This window comes from Candidatus Delongbacteria bacterium (assembly GCA_041675285.1).
In the GTDB taxonomy this organism is placed as follows: Bacteria; CAIWAD01; CAIWAD01; order CAIWAD01; family CAIWAD01; genus CAIWAD01.
In genome coordinates this window covers 328,305-345,548 of record JBAYTZ010000002.1, presented here as the reverse complement: position 1 = coordinate 345,548, position 17,244 = coordinate 328,305, and the positions used below count along the sequence as shown (strand labels likewise).

At 68.6% G+C, this 17,244-nt stretch carries 13 protein-coding genes; 4 read left to right on the top strand and 9 right to left on the bottom strand.

The window, feature by feature from the left end; translation table 11 throughout:
• Together WC326_03245 and WC326_03240 are read left to right on the top strand one after the other, a co-directional pair.
• On the top strand, nucleotides 1-1,248 hold the full coding sequence (locus tag WC326_03245) for a cyclopropane-fatty-acyl-phospholipid synthase family protein (GenBank protein ID MFA7330070.1): 1,248 nt from the start codon (nucleotides 1-3) through the stop codon (nucleotides 1,246-1,248).
• A 1-nt stretch (nucleotide 1,249) separates the two neighbouring features.
• Nucleotides 1,250-1,981 carry an acyl-CoA desaturase gene (locus WC326_03240; protein ID MFA7330069.1) on the top strand — a complete coding sequence of 244 codons (732 nt, stop codon included), beginning with the start codon at nucleotides 1,250-1,252 and terminating at the stop codon, nucleotides 1,979-1,981.
• 79 nt (nucleotides 1,982-2,060) lie between these two features.
• On the opposite strand, the gene WC326_03235 is transcribed toward WC326_03240, so the two are convergent.
• The 7 genes from WC326_03235 to WC326_03205 form a co-directional block, all read right to left on the bottom strand.
• The gene (locus WC326_03235) at nucleotides 2,061-3,140 is read right to left on the bottom strand and encodes a hypothetical protein (protein ID MFA7330068.1); all 1,080 of its coding nucleotides are present in this window, start codon (nucleotides 3,138-3,140) and stop codon (nucleotides 2,061-2,063) included.
• A 327-nt stretch (nucleotides 3,141-3,467) separates the two neighbouring features.
• Nucleotides 3,468-4,544, bottom strand: coding sequence for a hypothetical protein (locus WC326_03230; GenBank protein ID MFA7330067.1), 1,077 nt, complete (start codon nucleotides 4,542-4,544; stop codon nucleotides 3,468-3,470).
• Between the two features lie 56 nt (nucleotides 4,545-4,600).
• A complete protein-coding gene (phoU, locus tag WC326_03225; GenBank protein ID MFA7330066.1) occupies nucleotides 4,601-5,326 on the bottom strand; it encodes a phosphate signaling complex protein PhoU in 726 nt (241 codons plus the stop codon).
• A gap of 19 nt (nucleotides 5,327-5,345) precedes the next feature.
• Nucleotides 5,346-6,140 (bottom strand): phosphate ABC transporter ATP-binding protein PstB, encoded by a 795-nt coding sequence (pstB, locus tag WC326_03220; GenBank protein MFA7330065.1) that lies wholly within the window; start codon nucleotides 6,138-6,140, stop codon nucleotides 5,346-5,348.
• 8 nt (nucleotides 6,141-6,148) lie between these two features.
• Nucleotides 6,149-7,756: a phosphate ABC transporter permease PstA gene (gene pstA, locus WC326_03215; GenBank protein MFA7330064.1), complete on the bottom strand. Its 1,608-nt coding sequence runs from the start codon at nucleotides 7,754-7,756 to the stop codon at nucleotides 6,149-6,151.
• Entirely contained in the window at nucleotides 7,753-9,915 is a 2,163-nt protein-coding gene (locus tag WC326_03210; GenBank protein ID MFA7330063.1) for an ABC transporter permease subunit, read from the bottom strand. The genes pstA and WC326_03210 overlap by 4 nt, the downstream gene beginning before the upstream one ends.
• 66 nt (nucleotides 9,916-9,981) lie before the next feature.
• Nucleotides 9,982-10,959, bottom strand: a complete 978-nt coding sequence (locus WC326_03205) for a phosphate ABC transporter substrate-binding protein (GenBank protein MFA7330062.1) — start codon at nucleotides 10,957-10,959, stop codon at nucleotides 9,982-9,984.
• A 281-nt stretch (nucleotides 10,960-11,240) separates the two neighbouring features.
• On the opposite strand from WC326_03205, the gene WC326_03200 reads away from it, so the two are divergent.
• A complete protein-coding gene (locus tag WC326_03200) occupies nucleotides 11,241-13,397 on the top strand; it encodes a methyl-accepting chemotaxis protein (GenBank protein ID MFA7330061.1) in 2,157 nt (718 codons plus the stop codon).
• 424 nt (nucleotides 13,398-13,821) lie between these two features.
• Nucleotides 13,822-15,696, top strand: a complete 1,875-nt coding sequence (locus WC326_03195) for a methyl-accepting chemotaxis protein (protein ID MFA7330060.1) — start codon at nucleotides 13,822-13,824, stop codon at nucleotides 15,694-15,696.
• 224 nt (nucleotides 15,697-15,920) lie between these two features.
• Here WC326_03195 and WC326_03190 read toward each other — a convergent pair whose 3' ends face one another.
• Both WC326_03190 and WC326_03185 read right to left on the bottom strand, forming a co-directional pair.
• Entirely contained in the window at nucleotides 15,921-16,904 is a 984-nt protein-coding gene (locus tag WC326_03190; protein ID MFA7330059.1) for a hypothetical protein, read from the bottom strand.
• Nucleotides 16,901-17,152, bottom strand: coding sequence for a hypothetical protein (locus WC326_03185; protein MFA7330058.1), 252 nt, complete (start codon nucleotides 17,150-17,152; stop codon nucleotides 16,901-16,903). Before WC326_03185 ends, WC326_03190 begins: the two co-directional genes overlap by 4 nt.
• Nucleotides 17,153-17,244 lie beyond the last annotated feature (92 nt).

Below are 17,244 nucleotides of genomic sequence, written 5' to 3'. Positions count from 1 at the left end.
GTGACGTGTGCCGACCAGGTCGCGGCCCTGCCCCGGCCCAGCTGGGCCTGCCTGCTGCGTTCCCAGGTGCTGAAACGGCTGGAGGCCCTGAAGGGCGGCCGGCTGATCCTCCACGAGGGGGCGCAGACCCACGTCCTCGGTCTGGCTGGGGAGCCCGTCGACCTGCTGGTGCGGCGTCCGGCCTTCTGGAGCGCCGTGGCGCTGGGCGGCGGAACCGGCGCGGCGGACGCCTATGCCGCCGGCCACTGGGAGTGCCCGGACCTGGTGGGCTTGACGCGCCTGATGGTGCGCAACCGCGACCTGCTGCTGGGCCTCGACGGCGGCCTGGCGCGCGTGGCCGGCCTGGCGGCCCGGCTGGCCCACCGGCTGCGCGGCAACTCCCTGGCCGGCAGCCGCCGCAACATCGCCGCCCATTACGACCTGGGCAACGAGTTCTACCGGCTCTTCCTGGACGAGACCCTGAGCTACTCGGCGGCCTATTGGAGCGAACCCGGCCTCAGCCTGGCCGAGGCCCAGCGGGCCAAGATCGAGCGCCTCTGCCGCCAGCTGGAGTTGTCGCCGCAGGACCATCTGCTGGAGATCGGCACGGGCTGGGGCGCGCTGGCCATCCACGCCGCGCAAGTCCACGGCTGCCGCGTGACCACCACCACCATCTCGGCCGAGCAGCGCCGGCACGCCCTGGCGGCCGTCCGGGCGGCGGGGTTGGAGGAGCGAGTGACCGTGCTGGACCAGGACTACCGGACCCTCACCGGCCAGTACGACAAGCTCGTCTCGGTGGAGATGATCGAGGCCGTGGGGCACGAGCACCTGGGGGGCTTCGTGGAGACCTGCTCGCGGCTGCTCAAGCCCACCGGACGGCTGGCCCTCCAGGCCATCACCTTTCCCGACCGCCACTACGCGGGCTACCGGCGCCGGGCCGACTTCATCCAGAGCCGGATCTTCCCCGGTTCCTGTCTGGTCTCGCTGGCCCACCTGCTGGAGCAGCTGCAGCGCCGCAGCGACCTGCGCCCCACCGGGCTGACCGACATCACGCCTCACTACGCGCGCACGCTGGCGGCCTGGCGCGGTCAGCTGCACGCCCGCTGGTCCGAGGCCCGCGCGCTGGACCTGCCCGAGGAGTTCCTGCGACTCTGGGATTACTATCTCGCCTACTGCGAGGGCGGGTTCCGCGAGCAGTTCATCGGCGACGTCCAGCTGGTGCTCTCCAAGCCGCTGGACCGCCCCGGCGAAGCCTGCCTGGAGGTGTGAGATGTGGCCCTTCCTGATCGTCCACTGGTTCACGTCGCTGTTCTTCCAAACCTTCTACCACCACCGCTACGCGTCGCACCAGATGTTCCAGCTGACGCCGCGCGCGGAGCGCGTGATTCACGTGCTGGCCTTCCTGGCCCAGAGCCCGTCCTTCTTGAACCCCCGGGCCTACGCCATCCTGCACCGCCAGCACCACGCCTACAGCGACACGGCGCGCGACCCGCACAGCCCCATCCGGCACCGCACGGTGATCGGCATGCTGCGCGAGACCCTGACCCACTTCGACGCGGCCCGCCGGCGGGACAACCCCGAGCTGGAGCGCCTGGCCGCCCACACGCCGGACTGGCCGGCCTTCGATCGCTGGGCGGACACCTGGACCACGCGGATCACGCTGGGCGGCGTCTGGACGGTGGTCTACCTGCTCTGGGCGCCCTCGCCCTGGTGGCTGGCGGCGCTGCCCGTCCACTGGCTGATGGGGCCGATCCACGGCGCCATCGTCAACTGGGCCGGCCACAAATACGGCTACGTCAACCACCGGGACACGGCCGACCACTCGCGCAACACGCTGCCCGTGGACCTGCTGCTCCTGGGGGAGCTCTACCAGAACAACCACCACCACGCGCCCACCCGGCTGAACTTCGCCCACCGCTGGTTCGAGCTGGATCCGGCTTATTGGATCATCCGCCTGTTGGGCGGACTGGGCGTGCTGCGGGCCCGTCCCGTCGCCCGGTGAACAGCGGGGCATCCCCGCAAAAAAAAGCGGGGCGCGCCACTCGCGCACCCCGCCTGGGTCCGACCGGCTGGGCAGCCGCTCAGATCTTGAACTCGAAGTTGACGCGATAGTAGGTCAGCGCGTCGCGGTCGGAATCCTCGTAGCTGGTCAGCCGCAGGTTGGGCGCGATGACCAGGCCCTTCACCGGCGAGAGCTTCACGCCCGCCAGGATCGTCGTCTCGTTGTTCTTGCTCTCGTCCAGGGGCGTGCCGGCGTTGTCCGCCACGTCATCCGTGTTGGGGTCGTAGAGGTCCAGCCGGAAGAAGGCCTCCAGCCCGGCCACGGGCAGCTTGTAGTTGGCCGTGACGCCCAGGATGGTCTGGACCAGGTCCGTGGCGCCCGTGGTGGTCTTGGTGTCGTACTCGAGGCCCAGCCGGGCGCCCATGCCGGCCCAGCCGCCGAACACACCCAGCACGGTCCGGTCCTCCACCTCCACCGCCTGGAAGGGCTCCAGCGAATAGGCCACGCCCGCGTTCCAGCCGTCCTTCTTGGCCAGGGCCTGCTCGCCGGCCGAGAGATTGACCGAGTACTTCTTGAAGCGGTCGGTCTCGCTCTTCTTGTAGCCGCCGCCGTTGGCCACCATGGCGCTGGCCTTGAGCAGGCCGAAGTCCTTGCCCCAGCGCACGCCCAGGTCGGCGCTGGAGACGAAGCCGTGGGTGTCCATCAGCGGCAGGTCCACGAAGCGGTTGCCAAAGGTGGCGTCCTGGGTGTAGTTCAGGTTGGTGGGCTGGACGCCGAGAGTCCAGGTGCCCCAGTCCGTGCTCCAGTCCACGCAGGCGTTCTTCACGTAGAGGTAGAAGCCCGCGTCCGCGCTGCTCAGGCTGTAGGTGTTGACGTCCACCACGTCGCCGTCGGAATCCGTGCGCGTCGTGCTGCCGCTGGCCAGCGTGTAGCTCTTCAGCTGGCCGGCGTCGAACTGCACGCGGTAGGCCAGGTTGTCCGCCGGCTTGTCCGTCACGGTCAGGTAACTGCGGACAAAGTTGAACGCCCCGTCGCTGGTGCCGCCTTCGGTGGCGTCATGGGTGTAGTCGAAGTAGATCAGGCTGCTGACGTCCGCCGCCAGCAGTCCGCCTGCGGCCATGGACGAGAACACGACACTCAAGAGAATGCGCTTGGTCATGGTCGGCTCCTTTGTGGATTGGTGAGTCTGATTCATCCAGGGATTCAGTCCCACCTGTTATCGGCACATGGACGGCCGACCTTCCAGCCCCGCGCCACCCGGCCCGGCCGGCGGGCGGATCCGCCGGAATCCGGCGCCCCATCACCGTGGACCGCCGGCCGCAGGGCGCGGTGCGCGCCCTGCCAGGGCCGGATCAGCCCCCTCCGGCGGCTGGACGCTTGGGGGGGCGCTTTCTGCCCAGCGCCGGCCCGCGGCCCGGCCGGATACACGAACGGGGCGCGCGTCGCCGCGCACCCCGCCCGGAAATCGGTCGGATCCGGCTTGGCGTCAGATCTTCAATTCGAAGTTGATCCGGTAGTAGGTCAGGGCGTCGCGGTCGGAGTCCTCGTAGGCGATGGTCTTCAGGTTCGGGGCGATGACCAGGCCCTTCACCGGCGCGTACTTCAGGCCCAGGATGATCCCCGTCTCGTTGTTCTTGCTCTCGTCCAGGGGCGTGCCGGCGTTGTCGGTCACGTCGTCCGTGTTGGGATCGTACATGTCCAGGCTGCCGAAAACGGACAGGCCGGGGGCGAAGGAGAGCTTGTAGTCGCCGTAGAGGCCGATGATCTGCTCGGTCAGGTCGGTGGCGCCCGTGGTGGTCTTGGTGTCGAACTCCAGGCCCGCGCGCAGGCCCATCCCGGCCCAGCCGCCGAACAGGCCCAGCACCGATTTGCTGTCGTCCGCGCTCACCGGCTCCATGCTGTAGACCAGGCCGGCGTTCCAGCCGTCCTTCTTGTTCAGGGCCGTCTCCCCCGTCGCCAGCTGCACGGAGAGCTTCTTGTACTTGTCGTTCTCGGCCTTCTTGTAGCCCGTGCCGTTGGTGTAGAGCAGGCTGGCCTTCAGCAGCCCGAACTCGCGCGCGTAGCCCAGGCCCATGTCCGCGCTGGAGGAGAAGCCGTGGATGTCCATCAGCGGCTTCTCCACGAAGCGGTTGCCGAAGGTGGCCTCCTGCACGTTGAACATGTTCATGCCCTGCATGCCGATGGTCCACTTGCCCAGGGAGTTGGTCCAGTCCACGTAGGCGTTCTTGACGTAGAGGTAGTAGCCCGCGTCGGCCCCGGACAGGCTGTAGGTGTTGATGGCCACGGTGTCGCCGTCGGAGTCGGTAACCGAGGTGGTCCCGCTCTTCAGGCTGTAAGTCTTCAACATGCCGGCGTCGAACTGGATCTTGTAGGCGATCTGCTCCGACGGCGCGCCGGTAGCCGTCAGATAGGCGCGGCCCAGGTTGAAGGCCCCGTCCGCCGTGCCGCCCTCGGTGGCGTCGTGGGTGAAATCGTAGAAGATCAGGCTGGACACGTCCGCCGCCCGGGCACTGCCCGCCGTGAGCGCCGCGAACAGAACAGGCAATAGCATCCACTTGGTCATGGTCGACTCCTTTGAAAAGTTGGATTGATGCGGTGGTCAGGTTCGGTTGTTGACTGTCAGCTGGTCCCCGTCTCCCCGCTGGCGTTGCGGCCCTGCCAGAGGCGCAGGTCGCGCAGGGCACCGTGGCGGGGGATTTCCCCCGTCGCCATGTAGATCACATCCTCGGCGATGTTGGTGGCGTGGTCGGCGATGCGCTCCAGGCTGCGGCTGACGCTGATGGCGCGCATCAGGCACTCGATGCGCTGCAGGCTGCGGGCGCCCTGGTCCGCCGCCAGGGTCTCCTGGATCGCCGAGCGGAACAGCGAGTAGAGGTGGTCCACATCGTCGTCGGCGGCGCAGACCCGCAGGGCCAGCTGGCTGTCCTGGCGCATCAGGCTGTCCAGGCCCTGCTGCAGCATGTCCTGGCTGCGGCCGGCCAGCCGCAGCAGGATCTCCGTCAGGCGCGGGTCGCCCTCCAGGTTGATCTTGCCCGCGTTGCCGGCGATGTTCACGGCCAGGTCGCCGATGCGCTCCAGGTCGTTGTTGAGCTTCAGCACGCCCACCAGCAGGCGCAGGTCCGTGGCGACAGGCTGGTGCAGGGCCAGCACCTTCAGGCACTCCTCCTCCACCTCCACCTCGGCCTGGTCGATGGCCCGGTCGCCCTCGATCACGCGCAGGGCCAGGGTCTCGTCGCGGGTCATCACGCTCTGCAGGGCGTCGGCCACGGAGCGCTGGACCGTGCGGCCCAGCTCCTCCACGCGCTCCTTGAGCTGGTCCAGGGCGTGCAGCATGTGCTTGGTCATGGTCTCCTCCCGCGCGCAATCAGCCGAAGCGGCCGGTGATGTAGTCGTTGGTCTGGGCGTGCTCGGGCTTGGTGAACAGGCGCCGGGTCTCGTTGAATTCGATCAGGTTGCCCTCGTAGAGGAAGGCCGTGTAGTCCGAGACGCGCGCCGCCTGCTGCATGTTGTGGGTCACGATCACGATGGTGTAGAGGTCGCGCAGCTCGGTGATCAGGTCCTCGATACGCGCGGTGGAGCGCGGGTCCAGCGCCGAGGCGGGCTCGTCCATCAAGAGGACGCTGGGTCCCACGGCCAGGGCGCGGGCGATGCAGAGGCGCTGCTGCTGCCCGCCGGAGAGGTCCAGCGCGCTCGACTTGAGCCGGTCCTTCACCTCGTCCCAGAGCGCCACGCGCTTCAGGCAGGTCTCGACGATCCCGTCCAGCTCGTGGCGATCACTCTGGCCGTGCACGCGCGGCCCGTAGGCCACGTTGTCGTAGATCGACTTGCTGAAGGGGTTGGACTTCTGGAAGACCATGCCCACTTCGCGGCGCAAATCCTCCAGCGCCGTCTCCGGCGCATGAATGTCCTTGCCGTGGACCTCGATCCGGCCCTTCACACGGCAGTCGGGGATCAGGTCGTTCATGCGGTTGAAGCAGCGCAGCAGCGTGCTCTTGCCGCAGCCCGAGGGGCCAATGAAGGCCGTCACCCGGCGGGCCGGGATGCGCAGGTCGATGCCGTGGACGCTGCGCGCGGGTCCGTACCAGACCTCCACGCCCGTGGCCAGCACGGCAGTTTCCGTTTCCTCCAGCGCCGCACGCTCGGTCACTTGCGGTTTCATCAGTTCCATTAGAACGCCGCCTGTTTGTAGCGCTTGCGCAGATGATTGCGCAGCAGGATGGCCGTCAGGTTGAGCAGCAGCACGATGCCGATCAGCAGCAGGGCCGTGCCGAAGAGCATGGGCTTGGCCGCCTCCACGTTGGGGCTCTGGAAGCCCAGGTCGTAGATGTGGAAGCCCAGGTGCATGAACTTGCGGTCCAGGTGCAGGAAGGGCGCGTCCCCGTCCAGGGCCAGGCTGGGCGCCAGCTTGACCACGCCCGTGATCATCAGCGGAGCCACCTCGCCCGCGGCGCGGCTGACGGCCAGGATCAGGCCCGTCAGGATGCCCGGCATGGCATTGGGCAGCACCACCTGGCGGATCATCTGCCAGCGCGTGGCGCCCAGCGCCAGGGCGGCCATGCGCGTGGTGCGCGAGACGGCGCCCAGGCCCTCCAGCGTGGCCACCACCACCACGGGCAGCGTGAGCAGCGCCAGGGTCAGGCTGGCCCAGAGGATGCCGCCCGTGCCGAAGGTGGGCTCGGGCAGGCGCCCCGGAAAGAAGGCCTCGTCCAGCGTGCCGCCCGTGAAGTAGATGAAGAAGCCCAGCCCGAAGATGCCGAACACGATGGAGGGCACGCCGGCCAGGTTGTTGACGGAGAGCCGGATCAGCCGCACCACCAGGCCCTGGCGCGCGTAGTCGTGCAGGTAGACGGCGGTCATCACGCCCAGCGGCGCGGCGGCCAGGGACATCAGCAGGACCATCAGCACTGTGCCGAACATGGCCGGCCAGATCCCGCCCGCGGTGTTGGACTCCCGCGGATCCTCTGTCAGAAAGCCCCAGAGCCGGCGGCCATAGAGGCTCAGGCGGCCCGCCGTGCCAATCTCATTGGCCGGCACCCAGCGCACCACCTGCAAGAGCGGCAGCTCGGCCTGGGATCCGTCCGCCGTTCGCAGGCGCAGGGTCCAGAGGTCCGCGGCGGCGCGCAGGCTGTCCAGGCTGGCCTCCAGCCCGCTCAGGCGCAGGGCGCTGGCGTCCAGTTTCTCCTGCAGGGCGGCGACCCCGGCCGGACTCTCCTGTCCGCGCTCCAGCTCCTCTTCCCAACGGCCGCGCTTGAGGGACAGGCGGCGGGCCTGCTCCTGCTGGCGCAGCAAGTATTCGTCCAGTTCCCCCACGCGCTCCACGGCCAGATCGAGCTGGCTGCGCAAGCGGGGCGAGTCGCCCTGGATCTCCACGCCCGGCCCGGACAGGCCGTCCAGCCAGCCCAGGAAGACGCCGTTCTCGTTGCGTTCCACCAGCACGGCGTCCCGGGGCCGGGTGACGGTGGCGATCTCCGACTGCTCCAGCAGCACGATGTCCTGACCCGTCAGTTCGCGGTTGCCCACCCGCAGCCGCAGGCGGCCGCCCTCCGGGGTCTCCATCCGCTCCCAGACCTCGCCCAGCAGCACGTTGCCGTCTTTCAATTCGAAACGCTCCAGCCGCTGGGGCCAGAAGGCCGCCAGACCGCGGGAGAGGATCAGCCAGAGCACGAGGAGCAGCATCAGCAGGATCAGCACCAGGCCCAGCCCGGTGACCATCACGGGCACGCTGTCCCGCGTGCCGGAGCGGCCCTTGGCCGGAGTCAACAGACGCGCGCTCACGAGATCCTCCCGTGGCTCTTGCGCAGGCGCTCCCCGATCCAGCTGGCCGCGCTGTTGATGGCGAAGGTGAACAGGAAGAGCAGCAGGGCCGTCAGGAAGAGCAGGCGGTAGAGCGTGCTGCCCAGCGGCGCCTCGGGGATTTCCACGGCGATGCACGCGCTCATGGCGCGGAAGCCGTTGAGCGGACTGATGTCCATCACGGGCGTGTTGCCCGTGGCCATCAGCACGATCATCGTCTCACCGATGGCCCGGCCCAGCCCGATCATGATGGCCGCGAACACGCCCGCCGCGGCACCGGGCAGCACCACGCGGGCCACGGTGGTCCAGCGCGAGGCCCCCAGGGCCAGCGAGGCGCTCACCAGCGCGTCCGGCACGTTGGAGAGGGCGTCCTCGGCCATGGTGAAGATGATCGGGATGACCGCGAAGCCCAGCGCGAAGCCCACCACCAGGCTGTTGCGCTGGTCGTAGACCACGCCGGCCTTCTCCTGCAGCCAGACGATCAGGCTGCCGCCGAAGACCGTGGCGTCCAGCCAGGGCGCCAGGCCGTAGGCCAGTCCCAGGGCGAGCAGACTCAGCACCAGGCCCTGGGCCAGCTGCGGCAGGCCCTTGGGCCCCAGCTTGTGGCCCGGGATCCGCGCCCAGACCGGGACCATGGCCAGGATCAACAGGGGCAGCAGCACCACGAAGGCCAGCAGGGCCGTGAAGTGCTGCTCCAGATAGGGGGCGAAGACCAGTCCCGCCAGGAAGCCGATGATCACGCTGGGCAGGGCGGCCATGATCTCGATGGCGGGTTTGATGGTGCGCGCCAGCCAGGTGGGCGCGAACTGGGAGATGTAGATCGCCCCGAGCAGGGCCAGCGGCACGCTGATCAGCAGCGCGAAGAAGGTGCCCTTGAGGGTGCCGAAGATCAGCGGCAGCAGGCTGAACTTGGGCTCGAAGTCGTCGCCGCCGCCCGTGGACTGCCAGACGGACTGGCGGCCCTCGTAGGATTCATATTGCAGGCGCCCGAACAGCGCGCGCCAACTGACTTCGGGGTGCGGGTTGGCCAGTTCCACGGCCTTCAGCAGTCCCGGCCCCGCCAGCACCAGCGCGTCGCCGCGCGGACCGAACGAAGCGGTCGTCGCGCCCAGCTCCTCTTCCAGCAGCGTGCGGCCGGTGGTCACGTAGTGCAGGATCCCGTGACCCGCGGCGTCCACCGACAGCAGGCTGCGGTCGCGCGGACCAGGCAGCAGGCGCGTGATCGGCGCGCCGTGGCTCTCCAGCGGCTCGCCGGAGATCCAGTGGACCCCATCCTCCCCCTGGACTTCCACCAGGCTGGCCAGCCCGCCGCGCTCGTCCCCTGCCACCAAGCGGTTGCCGCCGATCAGGAAGGCCAGGCTCGTGACCCTGCCCGCCAATCCCGTGGCGCGGCGCTCCACCACGCTCGCCCCCTCCGGCGCGGCGGCGAGCACGATCAGTTCGCCCGCGGCGTCGGCCAGGGCCAACCCTTCCCCGGTGGGGGCCACGGCCAGGGTCGCGACCTGCAGGCCGGCCAGCTCGGTGGGCGGCGCCAGGCGCGTCCAGCTCTCGGACTCGCGGTCCTCCAGGGCCAACTGCAGCCGGCCGCCGGCGGTCCAGGCTAGCAGGCTGTAGTTGTCCCCGCGCCCGAAGGCCAGCAGTTCCACCGGCAGGCCGGCGCTGGCGGCGTCCGCCAGACTGTCCACGGGCAGGGTGGGCACCACGCTCTCGAGTTCCGCCGTGCTGTGGGGCGCGCCCTCGTCCAGCACGCGGCTCACCCGGACGCGGGCCAGCAGCAGGCGGCCAGCGCTGGTTCCCAGGGCGAAGCGGTCCGCCCGCACGCCGCCCTCCAGGGCCGTCGCGCTCAGGTGTTCCAGGCTGTCCAGGGGAAAACTCAGGCGCGTGGCCGTGGCGCGGACCCGGTCCGCCAGGTGCAGGCCGCCCAGGGAGTCCAGGCTCCAGGCCAGATCCTGGAAGGGGTCCGTGCCCGCCAGCAGGGCCAGGTTCTCCGCGGCCGGCAGCGTCACGGCGCTTCCCAGGTGGGAACCCCGGGCCAGCGGCAGGGCCTCCCGACCCACGAAGATGAAGATCAGCAGGATGGCCAGCACCACGCTGATCCCGCCGCCGGCGATCAGGAAGGCGGCTGTCCGGTCGGCCAGCACGCGCCGCCGGCGGGAAGGACCTCCGGTCGCAGGGCGACCGGAGGCCGGGGTTCCGCTTGTCGGCATCTACTTGCCCAGTTTGGCCAGCTCCTGCTTCACCATGGCGGCGGGCAGGGGCAGGTAACCGTCCTTCACCACGATCTGCTGGCCTTCCTGGCTCAGGATGAACTTGAGGAATTCCCGCGTCAGGGGATCCAGCGGCTTGTTGGGATTCTTCGCCACGTAGAGCAGCAGCGGGCGGGCCAGCGGGTAGTTGCCCGTCAGCACGTTCTTGTAGCTGGCTTCGTAGAAGGGACCCTGGGCCGTCTCGCCGATGGGCACGGCGCGCACGCCGCTGGTGACGTAGCCGATGCCCGAGTAGCCCACGCCGGCGGGATCCTTCTCCACGCCCTGCACCACGGCCGCGCTGCCGGGCTGCTCCTTGACCGTGCCCAGGAAGTCGCCCTTCTTCAGGGCGTGCTCCTTGAAGTAGCCGTAGGTGCCGCTGGCGCTGTTGCGGCCGTAGAGGCTGATGGGCTTGCCGGCCAGCGCGCCCTTGACTCCCGCTTGGCTCCAGGTGGTGATGGGCTTCAGGCCCCGGGCGCGCGTGGTGCTGAACATGGCGTCCACCTGGTCCAGACCCAGCCCGGCCACCGGGTTGCTCTTGGGCACGAACACAGCCAGGGCGTCCAGGGAGGTTTTGATGGCCGTGGGCGCGAAGCCGAACTTGGCTTCGAACTGGTCGATCTCGCTGCTCTTCATCGGGCGGGACATGGGGCCGAACTGGGCCGTGCCCTCGATCAGGGCCGGCGGCGCCGTGGAGCTGCCCTTGCCTTCGATTTGGATGGTCACCTGCGGATAGTGCTTGCGGAAGGCTTCCAGCCAGAGGGCCATCAGGTTGTTCATGGTGTCGGAACCGATGGAATTGGCGTTGCCCTTGATGCCTTCCACCTTCTTGTAGACAGGGATGGCCTTGTCCACCTGGACCGGGGCCGCCTGCAGGGAACCCGCCAGTCCGGCCACACAGGCCAACAGCACCAGCCGGGTCCAAGTGCGAGAGATCATGTTCGGTCTCCTGAGTTTGTCTGGATCGACTCCGAACCCGGCGAAGGATCCCGCGGGGTTGCCCAAAAGATCGGCCCGCCATGTTAGGCCCCGGTTAGCTGCGTCTTAGAAATGCCGCCCGTCATCGGGCTGGCCGCAAGCCGACTGACCCGCCGCCCAACCCCACGTCAAACGGCGGGCCGCCATCGTGAATGAAAATTCAGATTTCCTCTGCAGACGACGAGACGCCGATCCGATAGCAGGACTCGTCCCCAAGCTCCCGGTAATTGGAGGAGTTCCACATGTCGTTTCAGAACATGACCATTGCCAAACGCCTGCCCCTGGCCATCTTCGTGCCGGCCCTGGTCACCGCCCTGCTGGTGGGCGCCATTTCCTACTTCCTGGCCAGCGCGGCCCTGAACGATTCCGCCGACGACCTGCTGCTGGCCGCCCACAGTGCCCGCACCACGGGCCTCCAGACCCTGTTCACCACGCTGACCAAGGACCTGCAGGTGTCGGCGGGCCGGGCCAAGATGATCGAGAACCTCGACAATCTCAGCCAGGCCTGGGCCGGCTGGGGCGGCGATGCGGCCGCCCGGGCCACCGCCCTCTATCTGACCAACAATCCGCATCCCGTCGGGGAGCGCGACAAGCTGTCGGACGCCGGGGACGGCTCCGCCTACTCGGCCGCGCACGCCAAGGCCAACCCGATGATGCGCGACATCGTCCAGCGCAACGGCTACTACGACCTGTTCCTGATCAGCCCGGCGGGCGACGTGGTGTTCACAGTGGCCAAGGAGACGGACTACGCCAGCAACGTGGTCTCGGGCAGCGGCGCGCTCACCGGCCTGGGCCGGGCCGTGCAGGCCGTTCTGGCCAATCCCGTCAAGGACTTCGTCACCTTCTCGACCTTCGAAGCCTACGCCCCCTCGGCCGGCGCGCCGGCCGCCTTCATGGCCGCGCCCGTTCTGGCGCCCGACGGCCGGCTGCTGGGCGTCCTGGCGATCCAGATCCCCTCCAACCAGATCGCCAAGGTGCTCAACGACAGCGCCGGCCTGGGCAGGACCGGCGAGAGCTACCTGGTGGGCGAGGATCACTTCATGCACAGCGACAGCCGCTTCCTGAAGGCCGGCGAATCCTCCATCCTCAAGCAGAAGGTGGAGTCGGCCAGCGCGCTGGACGGGCTGGCGGCGAAAACCGGCGTGAAGGAAGTGGCCGACTACCGCGGCGCCCACGTGGAGAGCGCCTACGGGCCGGTGGAATTCCTGGGCGCCAAGTGGGCCCTGCTGGTGGAGATCGACCGGGACGAGGTGTCCGAGCCCGTCCGCCGCCTGGCCCTGATCATCGCCCTGGTCGTGCTGGTGACCGGTGGCCTGCTGCTGGTGGGCGGCCGGCGCATCGCCCAGAGCATCACCCAGCCCATCGTGGGCCTGACGAACACCATGACCACGTTGGCCGACGGGCAGCTGGAGATCGAGATTCCCGGCACCACCCGCGCCGACGAACTGGGCGTGATGGCCCAGGCCGTGGAGGTCTTCAAGCAGAACGGGCTGGAGGTGCGCCGGCTGGAGGCCGCCCAGAAGGAGCGCGAGGCCCGGGAGGCCGGGGAGCGCAAGCGGATCCGCCTGCAACTGGCCGACGATTTCGAATCCAGCGTGGGCCAGGTGGTCCAAGCCGTCAGCGCCGCCGCCGAGGAGCTGCAGGTGACCGCCCAGGGCATGTCCGCCCTCAGCGAGGAGACCAGCGCCCAGGCCGCCAGCGTGGCCGCCGCCGCCGAGCAGAGCAGCGTCAACCTGGGCGCCGTGGCCGCCGCCACCGAGGAACTCTCCAGCAGCATCGGCGAGATCAACCGCCAGGTCAAGCTCTCCAGCGAGATCGCCGAGCAGGCCGTCTCCGCCAGCGGGGTGGCCGACCAGAACGTCGAGAAGCTGACGGTGAGCGTGACACGCATCGGCGAGGTGGTGGATCTGATCAAGAGCGTGGCCGACCAGACCAACCTGCTGGCCCTGAACGCCACCATCGAAGCGGCCCGGGCCGGCGAGGCGGGCAAGGGCTTCGCCGTGGTGGCCGACGAGGTCAAGACTCTGGCCGGCCAGACCACGCGGGCCACGGAGGACATCCGCACCCAGATCCTGGCCATCCAGCACGACACCCAGCTGGCGGCCCAGAGCATCCACGGCATCTCCAACGTGATCCAGCAGAACGGCGAGATCGTCACCAGCATCGCCGGCGCCATGGAGGAACAGGGCGCCACCACCCACGAGATCGCGCGCAACGTGGAACAGGCCGCCACGGGCACCAAGGAGGTCAGCAGCAACGTGCAGAACCTCAACGCCGCCGCCGAAGAAACGGGTTCGGCCTCGGGTCAGGTGCTGAGCGCGGCCCAGGAGCTGAGCCGCAACGCCGGCCTGCTGGCCCACAAGATGCAGGCCTTCCTGGTCAAGGTGCGCGAAGGCTGACGCCCGGCACCACGCCATTCTTTGAAGCGCCCGCCCTCCAGCGGGCGCTTCCTGTTTCACCCAGTGGGTTCAATCCGACCTTTGCAAACCGGAGCGGCGCACAGCGTCCCTGTCTGCGGCTGGGTTCCAACAGCTCTCGCGCGCGGCTCCGGGAGCACCCTGCGCCGACCCCGGCCCCTGCTGGTTTTCCCGCCACCGGCGCTTCAGTTCAATTTCAACCCTGTCGATAGTTTGACAAATGTCAAGCCCCCCCCCCAGCTCGACAACGCTCCTGATGCCCCGTGGATCGCAGGCCGACGACCTGGTGTCAGGCAAGGGTTCGAGCACGCCCCCTGGTTCCGACTGGATTTGATTGGACCCCGGCGCGGGTCTTCGACCCCCACGTGTGACACCTGGCAATCGGGCAATGGAAAGGGACTTCAGGATGACGATCAAGAAGCGCATGGGAAACCTGATCACTCTGGCGACGGCCACCACCGTCCTGGTGGCGATCATCGGACTGGTCTGTTTCAACCTGTTGAAATCCGCCAGCCAGCGCACGGCTCAGTTGGATATGATGGTGGTCCAGCTGCTGCAGGGTCGCGGCGCGTACCGGGACTTCCAGGCCCGGCTGGAGACGAAGTACCTGGATCAGACCAACCAGCGGGTGGACGAAGCCATCGCCTCGCACCTGGACCTGGCGCAGGACATCAGCACGGCGGGCTTCGACAGCCTGGGCACCGTGCTCAAGGCCTACAAGGCCGACTTCAACCAGGTGGCGGAACTCCACACCCAGCGCGGCCTGACCATCGAAACCGGCCTGCGCGGGAAGATGCGCCTTCCCATCATCAAGATCGAGGAGATCCTGACCGCGGCGGGGGCCTCCGACGCGGCCCTGCGCTACGTGATGGAGCTGCGGCGCCACGAGAAAGACTACCTGCTGCGCAAGGAAGAGAAGTACGTGCAGCTGTGGGACAAGGCCTTTGCCGCCCTTCTCCGGACGGCGGGCGGCTCGCCCCAGATCCAGTCACTGGCCGGCGAATATGAGACCCACTTCAAGGCCATCGTCACCCTGGACAAGGAAATCGCCGCCAAGACCGAGACCATGCGCAACTCCGTCTCCATCCTGGAGCCGCTGGCCGAGCGCGTGGAGAACGAGTTGGGGCGTAGCGCGACCCGCACCACGGGCATCCTGCTCACCCTGTTCCTGGTGATCGCCGTGGGCGGCATCGCCGTGGTGCTGGTGGTGGGCCGGCGGATGGGCAACGGGGTCAGCGACCCGGTGGTGGGCCTGACCTCGGTGATGACCACCCTGGCGGGCGGCAACTACAACCTGGACGTGCCCTTCCAGGAGCGCGACGACGAACTGGGCGAGATGGCCCAGGCCGTGGAGGTGTTCAAGAAGAACGGCCTCGAGGTCAAGCGGATGGAGGAGGCCCAGAAGGCCCGCGAGATCCAGGAGGCCGAGGAGCGCAAGCGGATCCGCCTGAAATTGGCCGACGACTTCGAGTCCAGCGTGGGCCAGGTGGTCCAGGCCGTCAGCGCCGCCGCCGAGGAGCTGCAGGTGACCGCCCAGGGCATGTCCGCCCTCTCGGAGGAGACCAGCGCCCAGGCCTCCAGCGTGGCCGCCGCCGCCGAGCAGAGCAGCGTCAACCTGGGCGCCGTGGCCGCCGCCACCGAGGAATTGTCCGGCAGCATCGGCGAGATCAACCGCCAGGTCAAGCTCTCCCACGAGATCGCCGAGAAGGCCGTGCAGCAGAGCACCCAGGCCGACCAGAACGTCGAGAAGCTGACAGTGAGCGTGACGCGCATCGGCGAAGTGGTGGACCTGATCAAGAGCGTGGCCGACCAGACCAACCTGCTGGCCCTGAACGCCACCATCGAGGCGGCCCGGGCCGGCGAGGCGGGCAAGGGCTTCGCCGTGGTGGCCGACGAGGTCAAGACCCTGGCCGGCCAAACCACGCGGGCCACGGAGGACATCCGCACCCAGATCCAGGCCATCCAGCACGACACCCAACTGGCGGCCCAGGGCATCCACGAGATCTCCGCCGTGATCCGCGAGAACGGCGAGATCGTCACCAGCATCGCCGGCGCCATGGAAGAGCAGGGCGCCACCACCCACGAGATCGCGCGCAACGTGGAACAGGCCGCCACGGGCACGCGGGAAGTGAGCAGCAACGTGCAGAACCTCAACGCCGCCTCCGAAGAGACGGGCACGGCCTCCGGGCAGGTGCTGAGCGCGGCCCAGGAACTCAGCCGCAACGCCGGCCGCCTGGCCACGGAGATGCAGGCCTTCCTGAGCAAGGTGCGCGCCGGCTGAGCGCGGCTCCGATCCAGCACACCGCGAAGCGCCCGCCCACCAGCGGGCGTTTCCATGTACTTGCGATCGGGACTCGCCCCCATCCCGTCCTTCCCCCACCTGCGCGAAAATGACGGGATGGGGGTGAGACTTCACGCATACCCACGTCGTGGTTGAGTCAGCCACGTAGTCATGAGAAAAGGGGCCGACGACGGCCCCCGGGTGGACTGGCTGAAGAGGGCGCGCTATTCGATGGTCAGGTAGACCAGGGTCTGGTTGAGCAGCTGGTAGGCCACCTCGCCGAAGGTAAAGGGTCCCGTGAAGCGGCTGGTGCGCTTGCCCTCCAGGTCGGCGTAGAGATAGTTGAGGATGCAGTTGCAGGAGAAGTGCAGGCTCGCGGCCGGGATGTCGGGCATGTGCGAGAGAAAGATCTGCACGTAGTCGCCCACCGGCTTGGCGATCCGGTACTCCACGCCCTTGAACACCGGGGCGAAGAAATCCACCCGGCCGGCTTCCGCGTCGATCCCCTTGATGCTGGTGTTGAGCATGGCGCCGCACATGTTCGCCACCAGTGGCAGCTGCAGGTTGCAGTGGCTCTCCTCCAGGTGGCGGGCCAGATTGGTGGGCCGGCCGTCGACGAGCACGTCCGTGGCGCTGAAGCCGTCCGCGGGAAAGGTGAGGAGGGCGCCGTCGCCGGGTTCGAAGAGATTGACGATGCCGATCTCCACCAGCTGTTCCGGCGGCAGGGTCAGGTGCAGGACCACGGCCTCCTGCTCCAGGAAGCGCGGGGCGCGGCCGTCCACGACCTTGGGCGAGACGCGGCCGGCCTCGTCCAGGGCCATGCCCGACACCCAACCCACCAGCGGCCGCGTGGCGAAGCCGGGGTAGGTGGAGGCCTTGAGGGCGAAGTCCAGCAGCACCGGGCTGGAGGCCGGCAGGATGATCACGGTGAAGCCGTTCGCCGGTGCCTCGAGGAACACCCCGGGCAGGCTGGCGGCCGTGTGGGTGAGGATCCGGCACTCCAGCGCCTGCTGCGGCAGTTCGATGACATTCACCAGCTCGCGGCTGCTGATCCCGCCGGTCTCCGCCATGAAGTAGGGAATGGTGCCGGCGATCCAGTTCCCGGCCGGCAGGCGGCGCAGGGCGCCCTCGTCCCCAGCCAGCAGCAGATTGCGGCCGGCCTGGATCAGGGCCGCCACCTCGGGTACCGTCAGCATGGTGCTGTTCATGCCTGGACTCCTTCCGTGAACATGGCCCGCAGGTCGGCCTGGGCCTTGGGCAACGCCTGGTTCTTCTCGAAGAACTCGCGCAGGTCCTGGACGCACTGCTCCAGCGTGCCCGGGGTGGGATCCTGCTGGTAGGTCATGCTCAACCGGCTCACCAGGATCTTGGTGGCCAGCAACTGCAGGTCCGGCTTGCGCCGTCCCGAAAAAACCTGCACCCACAAGGGATGCGTCGGGGGGGGAACCAGGTCCATGAGCGCCTCGCAGGGCTACTGGTCGTGGTGAGGAGACCTTTCTGTTATCGGGTTGCCGGAACCGGCACTTGACCGGCCGCCCGGCCCGCGCG

Bases quoted from the DNA above. Each gene is read 5' to 3' on its own strand.
- WC326_03240 (MFA7330069.1), top strand. From the start codon at position 1,250: ATGTGGCCCTTCCTGATCGTCCACTGGTTCACGTCGCTGTTCTTCCAA.
- WC326_03235 (MFA7330068.1), bottom strand. From the start codon at position 3,140: ATGACCAAGCGCATTCTCTTGAGTGTCGTGTTCTCGTCCATGGCCGCA.
- WC326_03230 (MFA7330067.1), bottom strand. From the start codon at position 4,544: ATGACCAAGTGGATGCTATTGCCTGTTCTGTTCGCGGCGCTCACGGCG.
- phoU (MFA7330066.1), bottom strand. From the start codon at position 5,326: ATGACCAAGCACATGCTGCACGCCCTGGACCAGCTCAAGGAGCGCGTG.
- pstB (MFA7330065.1), bottom strand. From the start codon at position 6,140: ATGAAACCGCAAGTGACCGAGCGTGCGGCGCTGGAGGAAACGGAAACT.
- WC326_03205 (MFA7330062.1), bottom strand. From the start codon at position 10,959: ATGATCTCTCGCACTTGGACCCGGCTGGTGCTGTTGGCCTGTGTGGCC.
- WC326_03200 (MFA7330061.1), top strand. From the start codon at position 11,241: ATGTCGTTTCAGAACATGACCATTGCCAAACGCCTGCCCCTGGCCATC.
- WC326_03195 (MFA7330060.1), top strand. From the start codon at position 13,822: ATGACGATCAAGAAGCGCATGGGAAACCTGATCACTCTGGCGACGGCC.
- WC326_03190 (MFA7330059.1), bottom strand. From the start codon at position 16,904: ATGAACAGCACCATGCTGACGGTACCCGAGGTGGCGGCCCTGATCCAG.
- WC326_03185 (MFA7330058.1), bottom strand. From the start codon at position 17,152: ATGGACCTGGTTCCCCCCCCGACGCATCCCTTGTGGGTGCAGGTTTTT.